20 protein-coding genes are annotated in these 21,936 nt (G+C 65.9%); 12 read left to right on the forward strand and 8 right to left on the reverse strand.

Translation table 11 applies throughout. The annotated features are described in order from the left end of the window. Positions 1 to 19: 19 nt before the first annotated feature. The 11 genes from trpB to AC0KWY_RS19160 all read left to right on the forward strand — a co-directional run bounded on the left by trpB (position 20) and on the right by AC0KWY_RS19160 (position 12,602). A complete protein-coding gene (trpB, locus tag AC0KWY_RS19110) occupies positions 20 to 1,225 on the forward strand; it encodes a tryptophan synthase subunit beta (protein ID WP_474027076.1) in 1,206 nt (401 codons plus the stop codon). Then, on the forward strand, positions 1,225 to 2,031 hold the full coding sequence (gene trpA, locus AC0KWY_RS19115; RefSeq protein ID WP_474027077.1) for a tryptophan synthase subunit alpha: 807 nt from the start codon (positions 1,225 to 1,227) through the stop codon (positions 2,029 to 2,031). The genes trpB and trpA overlap by 1 nt, the downstream gene beginning before the upstream one ends. Then, entirely contained in the window at positions 2,028 to 2,894 is an 867-nt protein-coding gene (accD, locus tag AC0KWY_RS19120) for an acetyl-CoA carboxylase, carboxyltransferase subunit beta (protein WP_474027078.1), read from the forward strand. Before trpA ends, accD begins: the two co-directional genes overlap by 4 nt. Beyond that, positions 2,891 to 4,198 (forward strand): bifunctional tetrahydrofolate synthase/dihydrofolate synthase, encoded by a 1,308-nt coding sequence (gene folC, locus AC0KWY_RS19125; protein ID WP_474027079.1) that lies wholly within the window; start codon positions 2,891 to 2,893, stop codon positions 4,196 to 4,198. Before accD ends, folC begins: the two co-directional genes overlap by 4 nt. A 3-nt stretch (positions 4,199 to 4,201) precedes the next feature. After that, the gene (locus AC0KWY_RS19130; RefSeq protein WP_474027080.1) at positions 4,202 to 5,074 is read left to right on the forward strand and encodes an SPOR domain-containing protein; all 873 of its coding nucleotides are present in this window, start codon (positions 4,202 to 4,204) and stop codon (positions 5,072 to 5,074) included. Then, entirely contained in the window at positions 5,071 to 5,562 is a 492-nt protein-coding gene (locus tag AC0KWY_RS19135) for a CvpA family protein (protein ID WP_474027081.1), read from the forward strand. The genes AC0KWY_RS19130 and AC0KWY_RS19135 overlap by 4 nt, the downstream gene beginning before the upstream one ends. A gap of 14 nt (positions 5,563 to 5,576) precedes the next feature. Next, entirely contained in the window at positions 5,577 to 7,112 is a 1,536-nt protein-coding gene (purF, locus tag AC0KWY_RS19140; protein ID WP_474027082.1) for an amidophosphoribosyltransferase, read from the forward strand. Between the two features lie 2 nt (positions 7,113 to 7,114). Further along, positions 7,115 to 8,302 (forward strand): O-succinylhomoserine sulfhydrylase, encoded by a 1,188-nt coding sequence (locus tag AC0KWY_RS19145; RefSeq protein WP_474027083.1) that lies wholly within the window; start codon positions 7,115 to 7,117, stop codon positions 8,300 to 8,302. Next, entirely contained in the window at positions 8,299 to 9,540 is a 1,242-nt protein-coding gene (locus AC0KWY_RS19150; protein WP_474027084.1) for an HD-GYP domain-containing protein, read from the forward strand. Before AC0KWY_RS19145 ends, AC0KWY_RS19150 begins: the two co-directional genes overlap by 4 nt. Positions 9,541 to 9,593: 53 nt before the next feature. Beyond that, positions 9,594 to 10,868 (forward strand): DEAD/DEAH box helicase, encoded by a 1,275-nt coding sequence (locus tag AC0KWY_RS19155; protein WP_474027085.1) that lies wholly within the window; start codon positions 9,594 to 9,596, stop codon positions 10,866 to 10,868. A 75-nt stretch (positions 10,869 to 10,943) separates the two neighbouring features. Further along, a complete protein-coding gene (locus tag AC0KWY_RS19160; RefSeq protein ID WP_474027086.1) occupies positions 10,944 to 12,602 on the forward strand; it encodes a fatty acid--CoA ligase in 1,659 nt (552 codons plus the stop codon). 9 nt (positions 12,603 to 12,611) lie between these two features. On the opposite strand, the gene AC0KWY_RS19165 is transcribed toward AC0KWY_RS19160, so the two are convergent. Genes AC0KWY_RS19165 through AC0KWY_RS19195 form a run of 7 tightly spaced genes read right to left on the reverse strand, consistent with a single transcriptional unit; the run spans position 12,612 to position 19,222 of the window. Continuing rightward, positions 12,612 to 13,229 (reverse strand): DUF2238 domain-containing protein, encoded by a 618-nt coding sequence (locus AC0KWY_RS19165; protein WP_474027087.1) that lies wholly within the window; start codon positions 13,227 to 13,229, stop codon positions 12,612 to 12,614. Next, positions 13,216 to 15,045, reverse strand: a complete 1,830-nt coding sequence (gene recQ, locus AC0KWY_RS19170) for a DNA helicase RecQ (protein WP_474029755.1) — start codon at positions 15,043 to 15,045, stop codon at positions 13,216 to 13,218. Before recQ ends, AC0KWY_RS19165 begins: the two co-directional genes overlap by 14 nt. A gap of 4 nt (positions 15,046 to 15,049) precedes the next feature. Then, positions 15,050 to 15,781 carry a UDP-2,3-diacylglucosamine diphosphatase gene (locus tag AC0KWY_RS19175; protein WP_474027088.1) on the reverse strand — a complete coding sequence of 244 codons (732 nt, stop codon included), beginning with the start codon at positions 15,779 to 15,781 and terminating at the stop codon, positions 15,050 to 15,052. Then, positions 15,778 to 16,269 carry a peptidylprolyl isomerase gene (locus AC0KWY_RS19180; RefSeq protein WP_474027090.1) on the reverse strand — a complete coding sequence of 164 codons (492 nt, stop codon included), beginning with the start codon at positions 16,267 to 16,269 and terminating at the stop codon, positions 15,778 to 15,780. The genes AC0KWY_RS19175 and AC0KWY_RS19180 overlap by 4 nt, the downstream gene beginning before the upstream one ends. Before the next feature lie 10 nt (positions 16,270 to 16,279). Beyond that, complete coding sequence (locus AC0KWY_RS19185; RefSeq protein WP_474027091.1) at positions 16,280 to 16,840, reverse strand: peptidylprolyl isomerase; 561 nt, start codon at positions 16,838 to 16,840, stop codon at positions 16,280 to 16,282. Position 16,841: 1 nt separating this feature from the next. Continuing rightward, on the reverse strand, positions 16,842 to 18,143 hold the full coding sequence (locus AC0KWY_RS19190; RefSeq protein WP_474027092.1) for a L,D-transpeptidase family protein: 1,302 nt from the start codon (positions 18,141 to 18,143) through the stop codon (positions 16,842 to 16,844). Beyond that, entirely contained in the window at positions 18,143 to 19,222 is a 1,080-nt protein-coding gene (locus tag AC0KWY_RS19195; protein WP_474027093.1) for a tetratricopeptide repeat protein, read from the reverse strand. The genes AC0KWY_RS19190 and AC0KWY_RS19195 overlap by 1 nt, the downstream gene beginning before the upstream one ends. Positions 19,223 to 19,324: 102 nt before the next feature. Between AC0KWY_RS19195 and cysS the strand changes: the two genes are divergently transcribed. Continuing rightward, positions 19,325 to 20,695: a cysteine--tRNA ligase gene (gene cysS / locus AC0KWY_RS19200; protein ID WP_474027094.1), complete on the forward strand. Its 1,371-nt coding sequence runs from the start codon at positions 19,325 to 19,327 to the stop codon at positions 20,693 to 20,695. Positions 20,696 to 20,766: 71 nt separating this feature from the next. Here the strand turns inward: cysS and dnaJ are convergent, their stop codons facing one another. Beyond that, on the reverse strand, positions 20,767 to 21,918 hold the full coding sequence (dnaJ, locus tag AC0KWY_RS19205; RefSeq protein ID WP_474027095.1) for a molecular chaperone DnaJ: 1,152 nt from the start codon (positions 21,916 to 21,918) through the stop codon (positions 20,767 to 20,769). Positions 21,919 to 21,936: the final 18 nt, after the last annotated feature.

A 21,936-nucleotide genomic window follows, 5' to 3' on the forward strand; every position in this document is an offset into this window, starting at 1 on the left:
ATTTTCCAGGAGTTTTGCCATGTCCCAGACGCATTACAATTTTCCCGACGCCAGTGGCCATTTCGGTCCGTACGGCGGCGTTTTCGTCGCCGAAACCCTGTTCGGCGCGCTCGATGAGCTGAAGGCGGCCTACGCCGCTGCCCAGGCCGATCCGGCCTTCCGCGCCGAGTACGACTACGAACTCAAGCATTTCGTCGGCCGCCCGTCGCCGATCTACCACGCCAAGCGCCTCTCCGAGATTTGCGGCGGCGCCCAGATCTACCTCAAGCGCGAGGACCTCAACCACACCGGCGCCCACAAGGTAAACAACTGCATCGGCCAGGCCCTGCTCGCCAAGCGCATGGGCAAGCCGCGTGTCATCGCCGAAACCGGCGCCGGCCAGCACGGCGTGGCGACGGCCACGGTCGCCGCCCGCTACGGCTTCGAGTGTGTGGTGTACATGGGCAGCGAGGACGTGCGTCGCCAGGCGGCCAACGTCTATCGCATGAAGCTGCTCGGCGCCACCGTCGTGCCGGTCGAATCCGGCTCGAAGACGCTGAAGGACGCGCTCAACGAAGCGATGCGCGACTGGGTCACCAACATCCACAACACCTTCTACATCATCGGCACGGTTGCTGGCCCGCACCCCTACCCGATGCTGGTGCGCGACTTCCAGAAGATCATCGGCGAGGAATGCCTCGAACAGATGCCGGAAATGGCCGGGCGCCAGCCGGATGCGGTGATCGCCGCGGTCGGCGGCGGCTCCAACGCGATGGGCATCTTCTACCCCTACATCGACGTCCCGGACGTCCGCCTGATCGGTGTCGAAGCCGCCGGTTCCGGCATCGAGACCGGCCTGCATGCCGCCTCGCTGACCGCCGGCGTGCCCGGCGTGTTGCACGGCAACCGCACCTACCTGCTGCAGAACGAGGACGGCCAGATCATCGAGACGCACTCGGTCTCCGCCGGCCTCGACTACCCCGGCGTCGGTCCGGAACACGCCTGGCTGAAGGACATCGGCCGCGCCGAATACCAGCCGATCAAGGACGACGAGGCGCTCAAGGCCTTCCACGACCTCTGCCGTCTGGAAGGCATCATCCCGGCGCTGGAGTCCAGCCATGCCATCGCCTACGCGATGAAGCTGGCGCCCACGATGGCGAAAGACAAGATTCTGCTGGTCAACCTCTCCGGCCGGGGTGACAAGGACATGCACACCGTGGCCGAGAAGTCGGGGATCGTATTCTGATGTCGCGCATCCAACAAACTTTCGCACGCCTGCAAGGCGAGGGCCGCAAGGCGCTGATTCCCTTCATCACCGCCGGCGATCCCGACGCCGACCTGACCGTGCCGCTGATGCAGGCGCTGGTCGAGGCCGGCGCCGACATCATCGAGCTGGGGGTTCCCTTCTCCGACCCGATGGCCGACGGTCCGACCATCCAGCGCGCTTCCGAGCGGGCGCTGGCCAAGGGCATGAGCCTGCGCAAGGTGCTGCAGCTGGTGACCCGCTTCCGTACCGAGGACGATAAGACGCCGGTGGTGCTGATGGGCTACGCCAACCCGATCGAGGCGATGGGGCTGGATACCTTTGCCGAGAAGGCCGCGCAATCGGGCGTCGATGGCGTGCTGGTGGTCGATTACCCGCCCGAGGAAGCCGAGCGTTTCGGCGCCGCGATGCAGGCCAACGGCATGGACCCGATCTTCCTCATCGCGCCGACCTCCAGTGCCGAGCGTATCGCGCATACGGCGAAGATCGCCAGCGGCTACGTCTATTACGTGTCGCTGGCCGGCGTCACCGGTTCCGGCGCGCTGAACGTTGAGGCGGTGGCGCAGAAGCTGCCGCTGATCCGCGAACAGACCGGTCTGCCGGTCGGTGTCGGCTTCGGCATCCGCGACGCGGCCACCGCCGCGCGCATCGCCGCCTTTGCCGACGCGGTCGTGGTCGGCAGCCGGATTATCGAAGAAATTGAAAAATCGACGGCAGAGACTGCCTGCGCCAACGTCAAGGCGTTGGTGGCGGACATCCGCCGCGGTGTAGATGAGGTGAAAGCATGAGCTGGCTGGACAAACTCCTTCCCCCCAAGATCAAGCGCGAGCAGGGCCAACGCCGCTCCAACCTGCCGGAAGGCCTGTGGAGCAAATGCCCGGCCTGCGAGGCGGTGCTCTATGCGACCGACCTGGAAAAGAACCTCAACGTTTGCCCGAAGTGCGCGCACCACAACCGCATCAACGCCCGGCAACGGCTCGACCTGCTGCTCGATCAGGAAGGTCGCTTCGAGATCGGGGTCGAGGTGCTGCCGGTCGATACGCTGAAATTCAAGGACTCCAAGAAATACCCGGATCGCCTGATGGAAGCCAACCGCGACACCGGCGAGAGCGATTCGCTGGTGGTCATGCAGGGCGCCATCAAGAACCTGCCGGTGGTTGCCGCCGCCTTCGAGTTCGACTTCATGGGCGGTTCGATGGGTTCGGTGCTCGGCGAGCGTTTCGTGCGCGGCGTCAATGCGGCGATTGAGCAGAAGACGCCCTTCATCTGCGTCGCCGCCTCGGGTGGCGCGCGCATGCAGGAAGGCCTGTTCTCGCTGATGCAGATGGCCAAGACGACGGCGGCGCTGACCCGGTTGTCGCAGATCGGCCAGCCCTTCATCTCGATCCTGACCGACCCGACGATGGGCGGTGTTTCGGCGTCCTTCGCCTTCGTCGGCGACGTGGTCATCGCCGAGCCCAATGCGCTGATCGGCTTCGCCGGGCCGCGCGTGATCGAACAGACGGTGCGCGAAAAACTGCCGGAAGGCTTCCAGCGCGCCGAGTTCCTGCTCGACAAGGGGGCCATCGACCTCATCGTCGACCGTCGCGAACTGCGCGACAAGGTCGCCGCCACCCTGTCGCTGCTGCTCAAGCAGCCGGCTGCCGCTTGAAGACGCTCGCCGACTGGCTGGCTCACCTCGAAGGGCTGCATCCGAAAGGCCAGGCCGGCATCGAGCTCGGTCTTGATCGCGTGCGCCGGGTCAAGGAAGCGCTGGCGCAGACCCAGTCCTGCCCGGTGATCACGGTCGGCGGCACCAACGGCAAGGGATCGACCTGCGCCTACCTGGCCAACATCATCGATCGCGCCGGTTACCGGGTCGGTTGCTATACCTCGCCGCACCTTCTCGCCTACAACGAGCGCGTCCGCCTCAACGGCCAGCCGGTCGACGACGCCGCGCTCTGCGCCGCCTTCGCCCGGGTCGAAGCGGCGCGCCTGGCGAGCGGCGTCGCGCTGACCTATTTCGAATTCGGCACCCTCGCCGCCTGGGAAGTCTTCGCCGCCGCGGGCGTCGAAGCGGCGATCCTCGAAGTCGGCCTGGGCGGCCGCCTCGACGCGGTCAATATCTACGAACCGGATGTTGCCATCGTCACCGGCATCGCCCTCGACCACACCGACTGGCTGGGGCCGGACCGCGAATCGATCGGTTTCGAGAAGGCCGGCATCTTCCGTCCCGGCAAACCGGCGCTGTGCGCCGACCCGCAGCCGCCGCAGTCCTTGCTCGACCACGCGGCGGCGATCGGCGCCGACCTGCGCCTGCTCGGCCGCGATTTCGGTTTCGAACGACCGGCTGCCGACGCCGCCGAAAACCGCCTGCAGTGGCGCTGGTGGTGCCGCAGCGCTGGCGGACTGGTCAAGCGCACGCTGGCCCATCCCGGCCTGCGCGGGCCGACCCAGCTACTCAACGCAAGCGTCGCGCTGGCGGCGCTGGACGCGCTCGCCAACCGGCTGCCGGTGACCATGCAGGCGATCCGCCCGGGGCTGATCGAAACCGAACTGGCCGGCCGCTTCCAGGTCATCCCTGGAAAACCGGCGATCGTCCTCGACGTCGGCCACAACCCGCAGGCAATTCGCGTGTTGGCCGACAACATTTCGGGGATGGGTTTTTTCGACCGTACCCACGCCGTCGTCGGCATGCTCGCCGACAAGGATATCGCCGGCGCGCTGGCCCCGCTCAAGGGGCGAATCGACGTCTGGCACCTGGCGACCCTGGACGGGCCGCGCGGCGCCAGCGCCGCGGCGCTGGCGGAAATCGTCCGCGCCGGCGAGCTGGGCGGCGCCATCGTCTGTCACGAAACACCGGGCGCCGCGCTGCAGGCGGCCCGGGAGGCGGCCGGCGAAAGTGATAGAATCCTCGCCTTCGGATCGTTCTATACCGTGGCCGGCGCGCTCGCAGCGCTAAACAGGAAGGCCTGATTGATGGAAGACAACGACGCTCAGCTGCAACTCAAGAAACGTGCCCGTCGCCGCCTGGTCGGCGCGGTTTTCTTCGTCTCCGTGGTTGCCCTGGTGTTGCCGATGCTGATGGACCACGATCCGCGCCCGCCGCTGCAGGATGTCGAAATCCGCATTCCGGGGCAGGACGAGAAGCCGTTCAATCCGGCGATGGTGGCCGTGCCGCAGGAGAGCGAACCGACCCGCAGCGGTAGCGAACCGCCCGCCCCACCGGCCGAACCGGTGCCGCCGCGGGCCGCCGAACCGCCACTGGCCTCTGCCGTCGAAGCCCGTCCGCTGGACGTCGCGCCGGCGGCGCGCGTCGTCGAGACAGTGCGTACGCAACCCGTGCTCGGTGCCGACGGCAAACCGAAGAAAGTGCCCGAGTCAGCGGCGGCCGAGAAACCGGCAGCGCCCAAGCCGGCCGATAACAAACCGGCGAAGACCACCGACAAGCCCCAGGATAAACCGGCCAAGCCGACGCCCGAGAAGAAGCCCGAGCCTGCCGCCAAGCCGCTGCCCGAGAAAAAGCCCGAACCCGCCAAGCCGGTGGCCGACGACGACGCCAAGCGGGCCGCCGCCATTCTTGCCGGCAAGCCATCGACCGCCGCCACGCCGGCTACCGGGGGCGCGCATCTGATCCTGATCGGCGCCTTCACCAACGAGGCCAACGTCGTCAACCTGCGCAAGAAGCTCGGCGAGCTCGGCGTCAAGACTTATACCGAGCCACTGGATTCGCCGCAGGGCAAGAAGATCCGCGTCCGCGCCGGTCCTTTCCCGAACCGCGAGGCGGCCGACAAGGCCTTGGCCAAGATGCAGAAGATCGGCGTCTCCGGAGTGGTGGCACCCAAGCCATGACGGTGTTCGACTATATCGCGCTGACCGTCGTCGGGCTGTCGCTCGCCTTTGGCTTGTGGCGCGGCATGATCAGCGAAGTGATCGCGCTGGTCGCCTGGGGGCTCGGCATCTTCGCCGCCTTCAGCTTCGGTCCCGAACTCGGGGCCCGGCTGCCGGCGGGGCTGGCCGATGCGACGATCCGCACCCTGATCGGCTGCGTGCTGATCTTCGTCGGCGTCCTGGTGGCGATGGCCATCGTCCGCCTGCTGCTGCTCAAGGCGGTCAAGGCGCTCGGCCTGACCGTCTCCGACCGTCTGCTCGGCATGTTTTTCGGGCTGGCGCGCGGTCTCTTGATCATCTTGCTTCTGGTGGCGCTTGGCGGCATGACCGCCGCGCCCAGCCAACCCTGGTGGCGCGAGGCGACGCTCGCGCCACCGCTGGAAACAGCCGTTCTGGCGGTCAAGCCGATGCTGCCGCTCGATCTGGCCAAACGAATTCGATTCAGTTAATCAGGAAACAAACTATGTGCGGGATTCTTGGCGTCATGGCAACCACGCCGGTCAACCAGTTGCTTTACGATGGCCTGATGGTGCTCCAGCATCGCGGCCAGGACGCCGCCGGCATCGCCACGGCCGAGGGCAACACCTTCCATCTGCACAAGGGGCCGGGGCTGGTGCGCGATGTCTTCCGCACCCGCAACATGCGCGCCCTGCCCGGCAACTGGGGCATCGGTCACGTTCGTTATCCGACCGCCGGCTCGGCCTACAATTTTGCCGAGGCGCAGCCTTTCTACGTCAATTCGCCGTTCGGCATCGTCCTCGGCCACAACGGCAACCTGACCAATGCCGAGCAGTTGAAGGAAGAGATGTTCCGCCTCGACCGCCGGCACATCAACACCAACTCCGATTCGGAAGTGCTGCTCAACGTGCTCGCCCATGAGCTGCAGTCGGCGGCGCACGGTTACGAGCTCGACGTTGACAGCATTTTCCAGGCCGTCGCCGGCGTCCATCGCCGTTGTCGCGGCGCCTACGCCGTGGTCGTGCTGATCGCCGGTTACGGCCTGCTCGCCTTCCGCGACCCGCACGGTATCCGGCCGCTGGTCTATGGCCAGAATGAAACCCCCGAAGGGACGGAATACCTGGTTTCTTCGGAGTCGGTCGCGCTCGACACCCTCGGTTTCAAGATGGTGCGCGATATCGAGCCGGGCGAGGCGGTGTTCGTCGATCTCGATTACAAGCTGCACAGCCGCCAGTGCGCGCAGCAGCCGATGTACGCGCCGTGCATCTTCGAATATGTCTATCTGGCCCGTCCGGACACGGTGATCGACGGCGTTTCCGTTTACGAAGCGCGGCTGGCGATGGGTGAACTGCTGGCCGAGAAGGTCAAGAAGGTGATCCCGGTCGAAGAGATCGACGTCGTCATCCCGATTCCCGACTCCAGCCGTCCGTCGGCGATGCAACTGGCGCAGGCGCTGGGCATTCCGTTCCGCGAAGGCTTCGTCAAGAACCGCTATGTCGGCCGTACTTTCATCATGCCCGGCCAGGCGATGCGCCGCAAATCGGTGCGCCAGAAGCTCAACACCGTCGGCCAGGAGTTCAAGGGCAAGCGCGTGCTGCTGGTCGACGATTCCATCGTCCGCGGCACGACCAGCCGCGAGATCGTCGAGATGGCCCGCGCCGCCGGCGCGACCAAAGTCTATTTCGCATCGGCGGCGCCCCCGGTGCGCTACCCGAACGTGTACGGCATCGACATGCCGACCCGTGCCGAGTTGATCGCCACCGGCCGTACCGACGCCCAGATCGCCGCCGAGATCGGCGCCGACGCGCTGGTTTACCAGGACATCGAGGCGCTCAAGCAATCGGTGACCAAGCTGCGCCCCGACCTGACGGTGTTCGACGCTTCCTGTTTCGACGGTTGCTACGTGACCGGCGACATCGACGAGTATTACCTCGACGCGGTCGAAGGCAAGCGTGGCGGCAAGGCCGGCAAGAACGACGAGGACGGCGACGGCAAGGCGTCGCAGCAACTGGTGCTGGGTCTCGCCGAGGGACAGGACTGAGGATGAGCGAAGCGACGAATTACCAGCCGGAAACCCTGGCCGTCCGCGCCGGGCAGCAGCGTAGCCAGTTCGGCGAGCACGCCGAGGCGCTCTATCTGACCTCCAGCTTCGTCTTCGAAAGCGCGGCGCAGGCAGCCCGCCGCTTTTCCGGCGAGGAGGAAGGCAACGTTTACGCCCGTTTCTCCAACCCGACGGTGACCATGTTCGAGGAACGCCTCGCCGCGCTGGAAGGCGCCGAGGATTGCGTCGCCACGGCCAGCGGCATGGCGGCGATCATGGCGCTGGTGCTCGCCCACCTCAAGCAGGGCGACCATATCGTCGCCTCGAACAGCCTGTTCGGCGCCACCGTCCAGTTGTTTTCCAACATCCTGGCGCGTACCGGCATCACCACCAGCTTCGTGCCGGCCACCGACCCCGCGGCCTGGGCGGCGGCGATCCGCCCGGAAACCAGGTTGTTCTTCCTCGAAACGCCGTCCAACCCGCTCACCGAAATCGCCGACATCCGGGCGCTGGCGGCGATCGCCCACGAACGCGGCATCCTGGTCGCGGTCGATAACTGCTTCTGCACGCCGATCCTGCAAAAGCCGCTGGAACTGGGCGCCGACCTGGTCGTCCATTCGGCGACCAAGTACATCGACGGCCAGGGCCGGGTGCTCGGCGGCGCCGTCTGCGGTCCGAAGAAACTGACCGAGGAAGTCTTCAAGTACCTGCGCACCGCCGGTCCGACCCTGTCGGCGTTCAACGCCTGGGTCCTGCTCAAGGGGCTGGAGACGCTGCAACTGCGCGTCGAGGCGCAATCCGCCAACGCCGCCAGGCTGGCCGCCTGGCTGGAAGCGCATCCCAAGGTGGCGCGCGTTTATTACCCGGGGCTGGCCTCGCATCCGCAGCACGCGCTGGCCAAGACGCAGCAGAAATCGGGCGGCGCCATCGTCTCCTTCGAAGTGCGCGGCGGTCGTCCGGAAGCCTGGGGCGTCGTCGACCACTGCCGCCTGTTGTCGATCACCGCCAACCTCGGCGACGTCAAGACCACCATCACCCACCCCGCATCCACCACGCACGGCCGGATTTCTCCGGAAGCGCGCGCGGCGGCGGGGATCGGCGAAGGCCTGCTGCGCATCGCCGTCGGCCTGGAAGCGCTGGTCGACCTGCAGGCCGACCTCGACCGCGGCCTCTCCCTGATCGGCGCATGAAACACACGGTCCCGGTCGATCGGCTGCAGCCTGGCGTCTTCATCTCGATCACCGGGCTGGGCTGGCTCGACCACCCGTTCCTGCTCAACCGCTTCCGCCTGACCAGCCACGACCAGATCAAGGTCCTGCGCAGCCTGGGGTTCAAGGAAATCGAATGGGACCCGGCGCGCAGCACGGCGCAGCCGCTGCCGGAACCGAAGGCACAAGCGCCGGAAGAGGATTTCTCGGCGGCGGTGATGGCGTCGATGATCCACGACAAGCGCGAACGCACCGAGCGCGTGCGCGCCCAGCGCGAAGGCCTGGCCCGCTGCGAACGGCTCTACGAGCAGGAAGCGAGCGGTGTCCAGGACATCCTGCGCGACCTCGGCAGCCGCCCCGCCGAATCCTACGGCAAGGCCAAGAACACCGTCGGCCGCATGGTCGGCAGCCTGATCGGTAGCCAGAGCGTCGCCATCCACTTGGTCAACATGAAGGTCAAAGAGCCGGGCATGGCCCAGCACGCGATGAACGTCGCCGTGCTGTCGCTGCTGCTTGGCCGCGCGCTCGGGCTCGAGGAAGAGGAAATGCGCTGGCTCGGCCTGGGCGCCATGTTCCACGACATCGGCAAGCTCGAGGTGCCGGCCCGCGTGCTGCGCAACAGCCAGCGCACGCATGCCGAGGAACAGTTCTACCAGGCGCACGTCGGTTACGGCATCAAGCACGTCTCGGTGATTCCCGAACTGCCGGTCGGCGTGCGCAATGCCATCGCCTGCCACCATGAGCGCTGGGATGGCAGCGGTTTTCCCAACCGCCTGCAGGCTGGCCGCATCCCGCGGCTGGCGCGGATCGTCGCCATCGCCAACCGCTACGACAACCTGTGCAACCCGTTCGACCTGAGCACCGCGCGCACCCCCGGCGAGGCGGTGGCGCACATGTTCAAGCGCGAAGGCTCGCATTACGATCCCGAACTGCTGCAACTCTTCGTCAAGTCGGTCGGCGTCTATCCGCCCGGCTGCTTCGTCGCCCTCAACGACGGTAGCGTCGGTCTGGTCGTCGAGACCAACAGCAGCGACCTGCTGCACCCCCTGGTCATGCTGCACGACCCCGGCGTGCCGCGCAGCGAGGCCCTGCTGGTCAACCTGCGCGAGGCCGACGTGAAGATCGACAGCGTCCTCAATCCGGCCAAGCTGCCGGTCGAGGTCGTCGAATACCTGGCGCCGCGCGGTCGCGTCAACTACTACATCGAAGGTCTGCACTGACCTTCAGCCTGGGCGCCGCCGGCGCCCGAATGCACTTTCCCGGAGTATCCCCCATGCAGTTTTCCGAACTCGGCCTTTCCGCCGACATCCAACGCGCCGTTGCCGAACAGGGCTACGACACTCCGACGCCGATCCAGCGTCAGGCGATTCCCGCCGTGCTCGCCGGCCACGACCTGATGGCCACGGCGCAGACCGGCACCGGCAAGACCGCCGGCTTCACGCTGCCCATCCTGCAGCGTCTGTCGGCCGGCGCCAACGACCGCCTCACCCGCGTTGCCCGCACGCCGCGCGTGCTGGTGCTGACGCCGACCCGTGAGCTGGCGATCCAGGTCGAGGAAAGCGTGCGCACTTACGGCAAGCACCTGCCGATCAATTCGCTGGCCGTCTTCGGCGGCGTAGGCATCAACCCGCAGATCGCCGGTTTGCGCCGCGGCGTCAACATCCTGGTGGCGACGCCGGGCCGGCTCCTCGACCACGTCCAGCAAAAGACCGTCGATCTCGGCCACATCGAGATCTTCGTCCTCGACGAAGCCGACCGCATGCTCGACATGGGCTTCATCCGCGATATCCGCAAGATCATCGCGCTGCTGCCCAAGCAACGGCAGAACCTGCTCTTTTCCGCCACCTTCTCGCCGGAAATCCGCGAACTGGCGGCTGGTTTGCTGCACCAGCCGGTGTCGGTCGATGTCGCGGCGCGCAATACGGCGGCCGAAACGGTGACGCAGAAAGTCATCGAGACCGACCGCGAAAGGAAGAAGGAACTGCTCTGCCACCTGTTCCAGACGCGCGGCTGGCACCAGGTGCTGGTCTTTGCCCGGACCAAGCATGGTGCCGACGCGCTGGCGCGGGCGCTGGACAAGGCCGGCATCAAGGCGGCGGCGATTCACGGCGACAAATCGCAGGGGGCCCGCACGCGCGTGCTTTCCGAGTTCAAGGAAGGCAAGCTGGTGGCGCTGGTGGCAACCGACATCGCTGCCCGCGGTATCGACATCGACGCGCTACCCTACGTGATCAACTATGAGCTGCCCAATGTTCCCGAGGATTACGTGCACCGCATCGGCCGCACCGGCCGCGCCGGCATGGAAGGCGAGGCGGTTTCGCTGGTCTGCCATGACGAGCGTCCCCAGTTGAAGGACATCGAGAAGCTGATCAAGCGCACGCTGGAACGTGTCGTCATCGAGGGCTTCGAGCAGTCGGCGCACGCCACCCCCCGGCCGCCGCAAGCGCCGCGTGGCGGGCGTCAGCCGCAGCCGGCGCGGGCACCGGCGAAAACCGCGAAAAAGCCCGGCGGGCCGCAACAACATCGCAGCGGCAGCCGCCACCGCTGACCCGGGGCGCCACCGGCAGGCGTAAAATCCCTGAAAAAATCTTGTCACAACAGGGATTCAGGGAGAGAGCACCAGATGCCGGTAAAAATCGTCGGGTTGACGCCGTCGGCCTATCAATATCCGCTGCTGATCAAGCAGTTGCTGCTGACGCCGCTGGCCACGGCGCCAGACCAGGAAATCACCTACCAGGGCCGGCTCCGCTACACCTACCGCGAGCTGCGCCAGCGTATCGGCCGCCTGGCCAACGTGCTCTCCTCGCTCGGCGTCGAGGCCGGCCATACGGTGGCGATGATGGACTGGGACAGTCATCGTTACCTGGAAAGCTTCTTCGCGGTGCCGATGATGGGCGCCGTATTGCAGACGGTGAATGTTCGCCTCAGCCCGGAACAGATTCTGTACACGCTCAACCACGCGCGGGCCGACGTGGTCATCGTCAATAGCGAGTTTTTCCCCATCCTCGCCGAGATCGCCGGCCGCCTGGAGAGCGTGCGTGCCTTCATCCTGATCAGCGACGAGGCGGCCATGCCGGCGTCGCCGGTGGTCGCTGCCGGCGAGTACGAGGCGATGCTGGCCGCTGCGCAAGCCGACTACGACTTCCCGGATTTCGACGAGAACGCGCAGGCGACGACCTTCTACACCACCGGCACGACCGGCAACCCGAAGGGCGTCTACTTCAGCCACCGGCAACTGGTTCTGCACACGCTCGGCATCGCCAGCGGCACCGGCAATGCGGCCGCTCAGGGGCGCCTGCACCGCGAAGACGTGTACATGCCTCTGACGCCGATGTTCCACGTCCACGCCTGGGGCTTCCCCTACCTAGCGACGATGCTCGGGCTCAAGCAGGTCTATCCCGGCCGCTACCAGCCCGACCTGATCTGCCGCCTGGTCGAGGAGGAGGGGGTCAGCTTCTCGCACTGTGTGCCGACCATCCTGCACATGGTGTTCAGTCATCCGGCGGCGGCGAAAACCGATTTCGCCGGCTGGAAACTGATCATAGGCGGCGCGGCGATGCCGGAAGCCATGGCCAGCGCCGCGTTGGCCCGCGGCATCGACCTGTTCACCGGCTACGGCATGTCGGAAACCTGCCCGGTGCTGACGCTGGCCCACCTGTCGACCGCCGACCTGGAAAAGTCGCCGGCCGAGCAGGCGGTGATCCGCGCCAAGACCGGCCGCCCCTTGCCGCTGGTCGACCTGCGCATCGTCGATGCCCAGATGCGCGACGTCGCTCACGACGGCAAGGTCACCGGCGAGGTGGTCGTCCGTTCGCCCTGGCTGACCCAGGGCTACCTGCATGCGCCCGAGGCGTCCGAGGAACTGTGGGCGGGCGGCTACCTGCATACCGCCGACATCGGCAACATCGATGCCGCCGGCTATCTCAAGGTCACCGACCGGATCAAGGACGTGATCAAGACCGGCGGCGAGTGGACCTCGTCGCTGCAACTCGAGGACATCGTCGCCAAACACGAGGCGGTGCAGGAGGTGGCGGTGATCGGCGTGGCCGACGACAAGTGGGGCGAGCGGCCGCTGGCGCTGGTGCTGTTGAAGCCGGAGTTCGTCGGCCAGGTCAGCGAGCACGCGTTGCGCAACTATGCCGCGCATGCCATCGAGGCGGCTGGCGTTTCGCGCTACGGCGTGCTGCTGCAGGTGCGCTTCGTCAAGACGCTGGTCAAGACCAGCGTCGGCAAGATGAACAAGCGCCTGATGCGCGCCGACCCGGACGCGCTCTGCCTGTGAGGCGGCCGCTCAGTTGCGTCGCAGCCGGTGCAACTGGCGGTCGTGCCAGCCGGAGAGCAGGAACAGCGCGGCGATCGCACCGAGCAGCGCCATGAACATGTCGGACTGGGTATCCCAGGGGTCGCCCTGGGTGCCCAGGAATTCGTCGGCGCCCTGGCCCATGGCCAGCGCCGCCGCCCATTCGATCAGCTCGTAGCAGGCGCTGATCGCCAGCGCCACGCAGATGCAGAGGAAGGCGGTCATCCTGGCGCCGCGCACCCAGTCGCCGCGGCGCAGGATTTCGCGGGCAACCAGCGCCGGCACGAAGCCCTGCAGGAAATGGCCGATCTTGTCGTAGGGGTTGCGCGCCGTGCCGAGCAGGTCCTGTAGCCAGAAGCCGAACGGTACCCGGGCGTAGGTGTAGGCGCCGCCGCCGATCAGGACCAGGGCGTGGATGGCGATCAGCACGTAGAGCAGCGCGGTCAGCGGGAAGCTGCGCCGGGTCAGCCAGAGCAGCGGCAGCGCGAGCAGCACCGGCGCCACTTCCATCAGCCAGGTGGCGCGGTCGTAGGGGGCGATGCCTGAAACGATCAGGGCGGCGATGACGATGCCACCGAGGATGGCGGTCAGACGGTCAGGATGCTTCATGGCGGGCCTCGTCGCGGATCAGTTGCAGGAGTTCCTCGCCGTAATGCTCGATCTTGGCGCTGCCCATGCCGGTGATGCCGGCAAGCAGGCCGTGGCTGACCGGGCGGCATTCGGCGAGTTCGCGCAGGGTCTTGTCGTGCAGGATGACATAGGCCGGCACGCCCTGTTCGCGCGCGGTGTCGGCGCGCCACTGGCGCAGGCGCTGGAACAGCGCGGCGTCGGCCGGCGCCAGGTCGACCATCGGGGTGCGGCTGGTCTTGCTCGGCGCGCTGCGTTTCCTGGTTGGCCGGCGCAGTTGCACGCTGCGCTGGCCCTTGAGCACTTCGCGTGCCGCTTCGGTCAATTGCAGGGCGCCGTGCTCGGTCATGTCGACATGGACCAGGCCGGCGGCGGCGAGCTGGCGGAAGACGCTCTTCCATTCGCGCTCGTCGAGTTCGCCGCCGACGCCGAAGGTGGGCAGGCGGTCGTGGCCCCACTGGCGCATCTTGTCGCTGGCCTTGCCGCGCAGCACGTCGATCAGGTGGCTGACGCCGAAGCGCATGCCGGTGCGGTAGATCGCCGACAGCGCCTTCTGCGCCGCCTGGGTGCCGTCCCACAGTTCCGGCGGTTCGGCGCAGACGTCGCAGTTGCCGCAGGGCTGGCGCTCCTCGCCGAAGTAGTTGAGCAGCACCTGGCGCCGGCAGCGCGGCGCCTCGCAATAGGCGAGCAGGGCGGTCAGGCGTTGCGATTCGAGGATTTTCTGGCCTTCGCCGGCGCCCGATTCGGCGATGCGCGCGTGCTGCAGGGCAACATCCTGCATGCCGTAGGCCATCCAGGCTTCCGACGGTTCGCCGTCGCGGCCGGCGCGGCCGGTTTCCTGGTAGTAGGCCTCGATGCTCTTCGGCAGGTCGAGGTGGGCGACGAAGCGCACGTCGGGCTTGTCGATGCCCATGCCGAAGGCAATCGTCGCACACATGACCAGGCCGTCTTCGCGCAGGAAGCGGCGCTGGTTGGCGGCGCGCTCGTCGGCCGGCAGCCCGGCGTGGTAGGGCAGTGCCGGGTAGCCTTGAGTTGACAGCCAGGCGGCGGTTTCCTCGACCTTCTTGCGCGACAGACAGTAGACGATGCCGGCCTGGCCTTTGCGCCCGCCAAGGAAACCGAGCAGCTGCTGGCGGGCGTTGTCCTTTTCGACGACGGTGTAGCGGATGTTCGGGCGGTCGAAGCTGGACAGGAAGACGCGCGCTTCGCCCAGGCCCAGGCGCTGCAGCATCTCGTTCTGCGTCGCCCGGTCGGCAGTGGCGGTCAGCGCGATGCGCGGTACCCGCGGGTAGCGTTCGTGCAACGCCGACAGTTGCAGGTATTCCGGGCGGAAATCGTGCCCCCATTGCGACACGCAATGCGCCTCGTCGATGGCGAACAGGGCGAGCTTGCCGGCTTCGTACAGCGCGTCGAACATGGCCAGCGTGCGGTCGAGCATCAGCCGTTCGGGGGCGATGTAGACGAGGTCGAGCTCGCTGGCGAAGATCGCCTGTTCGACCGCTTGCGCCGCGCGCCGGTCGAGCGTCGAGTTGAGCACGGCGGCGCGTACGCCGAGTTGGGTCAGCGCGTCGACCTGGTCCTGCATCAGCGCGATCAGCGGCGAGACGACAATCGCGCAACCCGGGCGCAGCAGCGCCGGAATCTGGTAGCAGAGGCTCTTGCCGCCGCCGGTCGGCATCAGCACCAGGGCGTCGCCGCCGCCGGCGACGTGAGCGATGATCTGTGCCTGTTCGCCGCGGAAGGCGGGGTAGCCGAAGACCTCGCGCAGGATGTCGAGGGCGCTGCCGGCGCTCGTCATGGCGTCAGCCGGCAGCGTGGAGGACGTCACGGCGTAGTGCCTCGCCGTCCCAGACCAGGCATTCGCCACGGTCCTCGCGCCAGTCGGCGAGCACCCAGCGTTCGACGTGGATGCCGTCGACGATGTGGTCGTGCGTCGCCGGCTGGTGCGTATGGCCGTGGATGAAGGTGGCGTAGCCGTGGCTGCGCAGGAAGTCGTCGGTGGCGGCCGGCTGGAGGTCGGTATAGATGGTGTCGCGGGCGCGCTGGCTGGATTCGCTGGCGGCGCGCATGCCATCGGCGATGGCCCGCCGCTCGGCTAGCGGCCGGGCAAGGAAAGCGCTCTGCCAGGCCGGCGTCCGGACTTCGGCCCGGAAACGCATGTAGTCGCTGTCGTCGAGGCAGAGGGCGTCGCCGTGGGCGAGCACGAACTGCCATTCGGCGGTGGACAGGATATGGGGATCGGCGATCAGGCGGACGCCGGCAACGGCGGCGAAGGCGTCGCCGAGCAGGAAATCGCGGTTGCCGTGCATGAGGCTGATGGCAAGGCCGGCATCGCCGGCGGCGCGCAGCGCAGCGACGATTTCGGCGTGATCGGGCGAAGCGATGTCGTCGTCGCCGATCCAGGTCTCGAACAGGTCGCCGAGGATGTAGAGTTCGCTGGCCTGGCGGGCGCGCCCGGCGAGGAAGTCGAGAAACAGCGCCGTCGCCCCGGGGGTGCGGGGCGACAGGTGGAGGTCGGCGACGAAGAGGATCAAACCACTTCCGCTTTTTCGATGATCACGTCCTCGACCGGCACATCCTGGTGGAAGCCCTTGTTGCCGGTGCGCACGGCGCGGATCTTGTCGACCACGTCCATGCCTTCGACGACCTGGCCGAAGACGCAGTAGCCCCAGCCCTGGCCGGCCGGTGCCTTGAAGTCGAGGAAGTCGTTGTCGACGGTGTTGATGAAGAACTGGGCGGTGGCCGAGTGCGGGTCGCCGGTGCGCGCCATGGCGATGCTGCCGCGGACATTCTTGAGGCCGTTGGCGGCTTCGTTCTCGATCGGGGCGCGGGTGTCCTTTTGCTTCATGCCGGGTTCCATGCCGCCGCCCTGGATCATGAAGTTCTTGATCACGCGGTGGAAGACGGTGTTGTCGTAATGGCCGGACTCGACGTAGGCGATGAAATTCTCGACGGTCTTCGGCGCCTTTTCGGCGTCGAGTTCGAGGCTGATGACGCCGAAGTTGGTGGTGAGCTTGATCATGGCGAGTTCCTTATTTTTCGGAGAGAATCTTGACGTTCTGGATGACCACCGGTGTACGCGGCACGTTCTGGTGGAAACCCTTGCTGGTGGTGGGCTGGCTGGCGATCTGATCGACCACCTCCATGCCCTCGGTGACCTTGCCGAAGACGGCGTAGCCCCAGCCGTCGCTGCCAGGATAGTCGAGCGGCGCGTTGTCGGCATGGTTGATGAAGAACTGCGCGGTCGCCGAATGCGGGTCCATGGTGCGGGCCATGGCCAGCGTGCCGCGGCGGTTCTTGAGGCCGTTCTTCGCCTCGTTCTCGATCGGCGCGCGGGTCGCCTTCTGCGTCATGGCGGCATCGAAACCGCCACCCTGGATCATGAAGCCGGGGATCACGCGGTGAAAGACCGTGCCGTTGTAGAAGCCCTCTCTGGCGTATTGCAGGAAATTGGCGCTGCTCTTCGGCGCTTTCTGGGCGTCGAGCTCGACGACGATGCGCCCCCGGCTGGTCTGCAGTTCCACCGTCGGAGCGGCCCAGGCGTTGGCGGTCGACAGCAGCAGGGCGGCAATGATACCGGTCAGTTTCTTCATGTCAGGCGGCTCCTTCGTAAATGATTTTCCAGCGACCGCCTTCGCGTACCCAGTACTGGCGCTTCTTCATGCGGTTGTTGAGGTTGTTGCTGCGGTAATCCTGGTCGAAGGTGACGACGATCAGCTCCTCCTTGCCCGGGTTGCGGAACACCGAGAGATTGTCGAGACGGACCTTGATCCATTCCTTGCCGGCGTTGACCGAACGCTTCTGTTCGGCGAACTGTGCGAAATCCTGGCCGCCGGCGCTGAACTGACGCGAGTAGTGGTTGAGGTAGCGCGCGCTGTCGCGGCTCTCCCAGTCGGTACGCCAGGCCTCGATCGTCTGGTTGAGCGCCTCGCGCTCCTTGGCCCAGTCGTCGAGCGACAGCCACTCGATGCTGTCGCTGATGATGACCGGCGTCAGGCCGACCTGGAGATTGCTACGGATGGCTTCGAGGTCCTGGTTGGTCAGCACGACGCAGCCATCGGAGGCCAGCGGCGGTCGGGAGAAAGTATCGGACTGCGTACCATGCAGCCAGATGCCGCTGCCGCCGCGACCCTGGCGACGGTCCCATTCATTCGGATAATTGATCGGGAAGGCGCCGTTACCGTAAAGGTCGGGCAGCTTCTGTCGCGACAGGTCGGCGGTGACGTGGTACACGCCAATTGGCGTCTTCTTGTCGCCTTCGGCCAGCTTGTCGGCGCCGAGCTTGCCCTGGGTGACGTAGTAGTCGGCGACGAAACGCGGCCGGCCACCGTTCTGCAGGTCGTTTTCGTAGAGGTAGAGACGCGAGCGCTGGGTGTCGATGACCACCGCGTAACGTTGGTCCGGGCGCATCTGTACCAGATAGCGCGGCACCGAGTTCGCTGCCGGTTTCTCGCGGTAGCCTTGCAGGCGCTTGAGCGCCTCGGCGCGCAGGTCGGCGACGCGCTCGGCCGGTGCGCCCTGGGCCGCGCCGAAATTCTCGATCGGCCGGGTCCGCGCCAGCAGCAGGTCGCCCTTGATCAGGTGCGCCAAGCGGTAGTTCGGGTGTTGCAGCAGCAGGGCTTCGGTAAGTTCCAGCGCGCGATTCAGGTTGCGCTGCTCGATTTCGCGAAAGATGCCGACGAGGCGCGCTTCGGGGCTGCCGTCGGCGAGTTCCGCCGGTGGCGGCGACGCTGCCCCGGAGGGGGCATGCTCGGGCCAGATCTGCGATCTTGGGGCGTTCTGTGCTGCTGCCTGACTGACCGGGTCAGAGTGCTTTTCCCGCGGGAAAAAATACAGTGCAGAAACGACAACTGCCAGGCCGGTCAGGCCTGGCAGCAACAACTTCCGTATGCGCATCAACGAGCTTTTTCTTCCTGGATCAGCCACTTGCTACCGGAGCGAACGAACACCAGCGTCTTCCAGCTCGAACTGTTGAGGCCGGGGGCCTTGTAATGCTGGCGGAAACGGGCGGTGGCGGTATTGCCGTCGACGCTGATTGTCGGTTCCTCGTAGGTCACCGAAATCTTGCCGGGGCGTTCGCCGATACGCTGAGCGCGTTCGGTTTCCCAGGCCTTGCGGGTAACGCCCTTGCCCGGCTCGAAGTTGCTGGCATAGGCGGCGAAGTAAGCCTTCATGTCTTTTTGCGACCAGGCTTGAGCCCAGGAAGCGATGGCCTGCGCCACGTCGTCGTTGCCAGCGGCCTTGGCGGGAGCCGGGGCGGGCGCCGGGCGCTTGGCTTCGGCAGCGGCGACCGGTGCAGGCGCCGCGGCGCCGGGGGTGGTGGCGACGACGGTAGCGGTCGGTGCCGGCTTGGCAACGGCGACCGGCGCCGGGGCGGGAGCCGCTGCCGGAGCAGGCGTCGGCGCTGCAGTAGCGATTGCCGGCGGCCGCACGTTACCCTTGCCGGAGGTGCTGATCAGGTCGCGGATCAGTGCCAGCTTGTTCTGCGTGGTTGCATTTGCACCATCGAGTTGCAGCGCCTTGTCGTAGGCCTGGCTGGCCAGTTTGGCGTAGACGTCGCCGAGATTCTCGTAGGCGATGGCGTAGGAAGGATGGGTGCGGATCGCCATTTCCAGTGCCGTGCGCGCCTTGTCATATTGCTTCTGCTGCGCGTAGAGGACGGCCAGATTGTTGTACGGCTCGGGCAGTTCCGGATAGTCCTCGGAAAGCTTGGTGAAGACGCCAATGGCATCGGCCGGGCGATTCAGTTCAGTAAGGATCAATCCCTTCAGGAAACGACCTTGGGCATCCTTGGGGCGGCTGCTCAGATACTGGTCGACCTTTTCCAGGGCCTGGGCGTGCTGTCCCTGTTTGATCAAGCGCTGGATGTCCGGCAGGTTGTCGGCCAGAGCCGGGCCGGCAAAACCGATGGACAGGCAGAAGGCGAACGCGCGCAGCGTCCGGAAGCGAGGCTGGAACAAGGATAGGGTGGTCATCGCCGTGCTATAATTTCTGAGTTTTTCAATCACTTGATTCTATCAAAGAAGCGGACAAAGCCATAGGTTTGCAGGGCCAATTCTGCATCTTTTCATTCCGTCATGCTAAAGATATTCAACTCGCTCAAGCGCGAAAAGCAGGTTTTCGAACCGATCGAAGCCAACAAGGTTCGCATGTATGTCTGCGGAATGACGGTTTACGACTATTGTCACCTCGGCCACGCGCGCGTGATGGTGGTCTTCGACATGGTTTACCGCTGGCTCAGGGCCAGCGGCTATGCCGTCACTTATGTCCGCAATATTACGGATATCGACGACAAGATCATCCGTCGCGCGGCGGAGAACGGTGAGAGCATCCTGCAGTTGACGGATCGCTTCATCGCCTTCATGCACGAGGATGCCGATGCGCTCGGTGTGTTGCGCCCAGATCATGAACCGCGGGCGACCGAATTCGTGCCGCAGATGCTGGACCTGATCGGTAAACTCGAGGCCAACGGTCTTGCCTATCAGGCGGCGGACGGCGACGTCAATTATGCGGTGCGCAAGTTTCCGGGCTACGGCAAGTTATCCGGCAAATCGCTCGACGATCTGCGCGCCGGTGAGCGTGTCGAGGTCGATACCGCCAAGCAGGACCCGCTCGATTTCGTCCTCTGGAAGCATGCCAAGCCGGGCGAGCCGGCCTGGGAGTCGCCCTGGGGCAACGGCCGGCCGGGCTGGCATATCGAGTGTTCGGCGATGAGTTCATCGCTGCTCGGCAAGCATTTCGACATCCACGGCGGCGGCCAGGATCTGCAGTTCCCGCATCACGAGAACGAGATTGCCCAGTCCGAGGGCGCCAATTGCTGCGGCTACGTCAATTATTGGATGCACAACGGTTTTGTCCGGGTCGACAACGAGAAGATGTCGAAGTCGCTGGGCAATTTCTTCACCATCCGCGAGGTGTTGAAGAAATTCGACGCCGAGGTCGTGCGTTTCTTCATCCTGCGCGCTCATTACCGCAGTCCGCTGAATTATTCGGATGCCCACCTGGACGATGCCAAGCGCTCGCTCGATGGTCTCTACTTCACCTTGCGCGATGTGCCGCCGACACCGGTCGCCATCGACTGGAAGCAGGATTTCGCTGCCCGTTTCGCGGCCGCGTTGAACGAGGATTTCGACTCGCACGGCGCGATCGCCGTGCTTTTCGAACTGGCGGCGGAAGCCAATCGCCAGAAATCCGGCGAGCTCTCCGGTCTGCTCAAGGCGCTGGCGGCGGTGATCGGCCTGCTTGAACGCGAGCCGCAGGCCTATTTGCGGGCCGGCGGGTCGGCCGACGGGATTGATGAGGCGGCGGTCGAGGCATTGATCGCCAGTCGTGCGGCTGCCAAGAAGGCGCGCGATTTTGCCGAGGCCGATCGCATTCGCGACGAGCTGAAGGCGGCGGGTATCGTCCTCGACGACAGCCCGCAGGGAACCACCTGGCGCCGCGCCTGATAGGCGTCGCAAACTGCAAATGAAAACGGCCCGTCGTTGCACGGGCCGTTTTCATTGCCGGCGGGGCGGAATCATTCTCCGAAGAACTCCCTGACCTTGTCCATCCAGGACTTGGCGCGGGGGTTGTGCTTGTGGTCGGAACCTTTGCTCGATTCTTCCAGTTCGCGCAGCAGTTCCCTCTGCCGCTCGGTTAGGTTGACCGGGGTCTCGACGACGACGTGGCAGAGCAGGTCGCCGTGGGTGTGGCTGCGTACCCCCTTGATGCCCTTGCCGCGCAGGCGGAAGACACGGCCGGACTGGGTTTCCGGCGGGATCTTGATGGCCGCGGCGCCATCCAGGGTCGGGATTTCGATTTCGCCGCCGAGGGCTGCCGTGGTGAAGGAAATCGGCATCTCGCAATGGAGGTCGTTGTGGTCGCGCTGGAAGACGGCGTGCTGCTTGAGGTGAATCTGCACGTAGAGGTCGCCCGGCGGACCGCCGTTGACGCCGTGCTCGCCTTCGCCGGCGAGCCGAATGCGATCGCCTTCATCCACGCCGGCAGGAATTTTCACCGCCAGCGTCTTGTGCTGCTTGATGCGGCCGGCGCCACCGCAACTGGTGCACGGGTCGGCGATGAAGCGGCCGGTGCCGTGACACTTGTGGCAGGTCTGCTGGATCGAGAAGAAGCCTTGTTGCAGGCGGACCTGGCCCGAGCCGCCGCAGGTCGGGCAGGTCTTCGGCTGGGTGCCGGCCTTGGCACCGGAGCCGTGGCAGACGTCGCACTCCTCCATGGTCGGGATGCGGATCTTGGTTTCGGTACCGTGCGCTGCCTGCTCGAGCGTGATTTCGAGGTTGTAGCGCAGGTCGGCGCCGCGGTAGATGTTGGAACGACCGCCACCACCGCCGCCGCCACCGGCTCGACCACCGAAGATTTCGTCGAAAATGCCGCCGAAGGCGTCGGCGAAACCGCCCATGCCGGCACCGCCGCCGCCACTGAAGCCACCCATGCCGTTTTGCGGGTTGACGCCGGCATGACCGTACTGGTCGTAGGCGGCGCGCTTCTGGCTGTCCGAGAGGATTTCGTAGGCTTCCTTGGCTTCCTTGAACTTCTCTTCGGCAGCAGGGTTGTCCGGGTTGCGGTCCGGGTGATGCTTCATGGCCAGCTTGCGGTAGGCCTTCTTGATCTCGTCGTCCGACGCGTCGCGATTGACGCCGAGAATTTCGTAAAAGTCGCGTTTTGACATGGCTGATTCCGACAGATA

It is taken from the genome of Azonexus sp. MM2026_4, from assembly GCF_055901855.1.

Excerpts from the sequence above, each read along its gene's own strand:
- trpB (WP_474027076.1), top strand. The coding sequence starts at position 20 with ATGTCCCAGACGCATTACAATTTTCCCGACGCCAGTGGCCATTTCGGT.
- trpA (WP_474027077.1), top strand. The coding sequence starts at position 1,225 with ATGTCGCGCATCCAACAAACTTTCGCACGCCTGCAAGGCGAGGGCCGC.
- accD (WP_474027078.1), top strand. The coding sequence starts at position 2,028 with ATGAGCTGGCTGGACAAACTCCTTCCCCCCAAGATCAAGCGCGAGCAG.
- AC0KWY_RS19130 (WP_474027080.1), top strand. The coding sequence starts at position 4,202 with ATGGAAGACAACGACGCTCAGCTGCAACTCAAGAAACGTGCCCGTCGC.
- AC0KWY_RS19135 (WP_474027081.1), top strand. The coding sequence starts at position 5,071 with ATGACGGTGTTCGACTATATCGCGCTGACCGTCGTCGGGCTGTCGCTC.
- purF (WP_474027082.1), top strand. The coding sequence starts at position 5,577 with ATGTGCGGGATTCTTGGCGTCATGGCAACCACGCCGGTCAACCAGTTG.
- AC0KWY_RS19145 (WP_474027083.1), top strand. The coding sequence starts at position 7,115 with ATGAGCGAAGCGACGAATTACCAGCCGGAAACCCTGGCCGTCCGCGCC.
- AC0KWY_RS19150 (WP_474027084.1), top strand. The coding sequence starts at position 8,299 with ATGAAACACACGGTCCCGGTCGATCGGCTGCAGCCTGGCGTCTTCATC.
- AC0KWY_RS19155 (WP_474027085.1), top strand. The coding sequence starts at position 9,594 with ATGCAGTTTTCCGAACTCGGCCTTTCCGCCGACATCCAACGCGCCGTT.
- AC0KWY_RS19160 (WP_474027086.1), top strand. The coding sequence starts at position 10,944 with ATGCCGGTAAAAATCGTCGGGTTGACGCCGTCGGCCTATCAATATCCG.
- AC0KWY_RS19165 (WP_474027087.1), bottom strand. The coding sequence starts at position 13,229 with ATGAAGCATCCTGACCGTCTGACCGCCATCCTCGGTGGCATCGTCATC.
- recQ (WP_474029755.1), bottom strand. The coding sequence starts at position 15,045 with ATGACGAGCGCCGGCAGCGCCCTCGACATCCTGCGCGAGGTCTTCGGC.
- AC0KWY_RS19180 (WP_474027090.1), bottom strand. The coding sequence starts at position 16,269 with ATGATCAAGCTCACCACCAACTTCGGCGTCATCAGCCTCGAACTCGAC.
- AC0KWY_RS19185 (WP_474027091.1), bottom strand. The coding sequence starts at position 16,840 with ATGAAGAAACTGACCGGTATCATTGCCGCCCTGCTGCTGTCGACCGCC.
- AC0KWY_RS19190 (WP_474027092.1), bottom strand. The coding sequence starts at position 18,143 with ATGCGCATACGGAAGTTGTTGCTGCCAGGCCTGACCGGCCTGGCAGTT.
- AC0KWY_RS19195 (WP_474027093.1), bottom strand. The coding sequence starts at position 19,222 with ATGACCACCCTATCCTTGTTCCAGCCTCGCTTCCGGACGCTGCGCGCG.
- cysS (WP_474027094.1), top strand. The coding sequence starts at position 19,325 with ATGCTAAAGATATTCAACTCGCTCAAGCGCGAAAAGCAGGTTTTCGAA.
- dnaJ (WP_474027095.1), bottom strand. The coding sequence starts at position 21,918 with ATGTCAAAACGCGACTTTTACGAAATTCTCGGCGTCAATCGCGACGCG.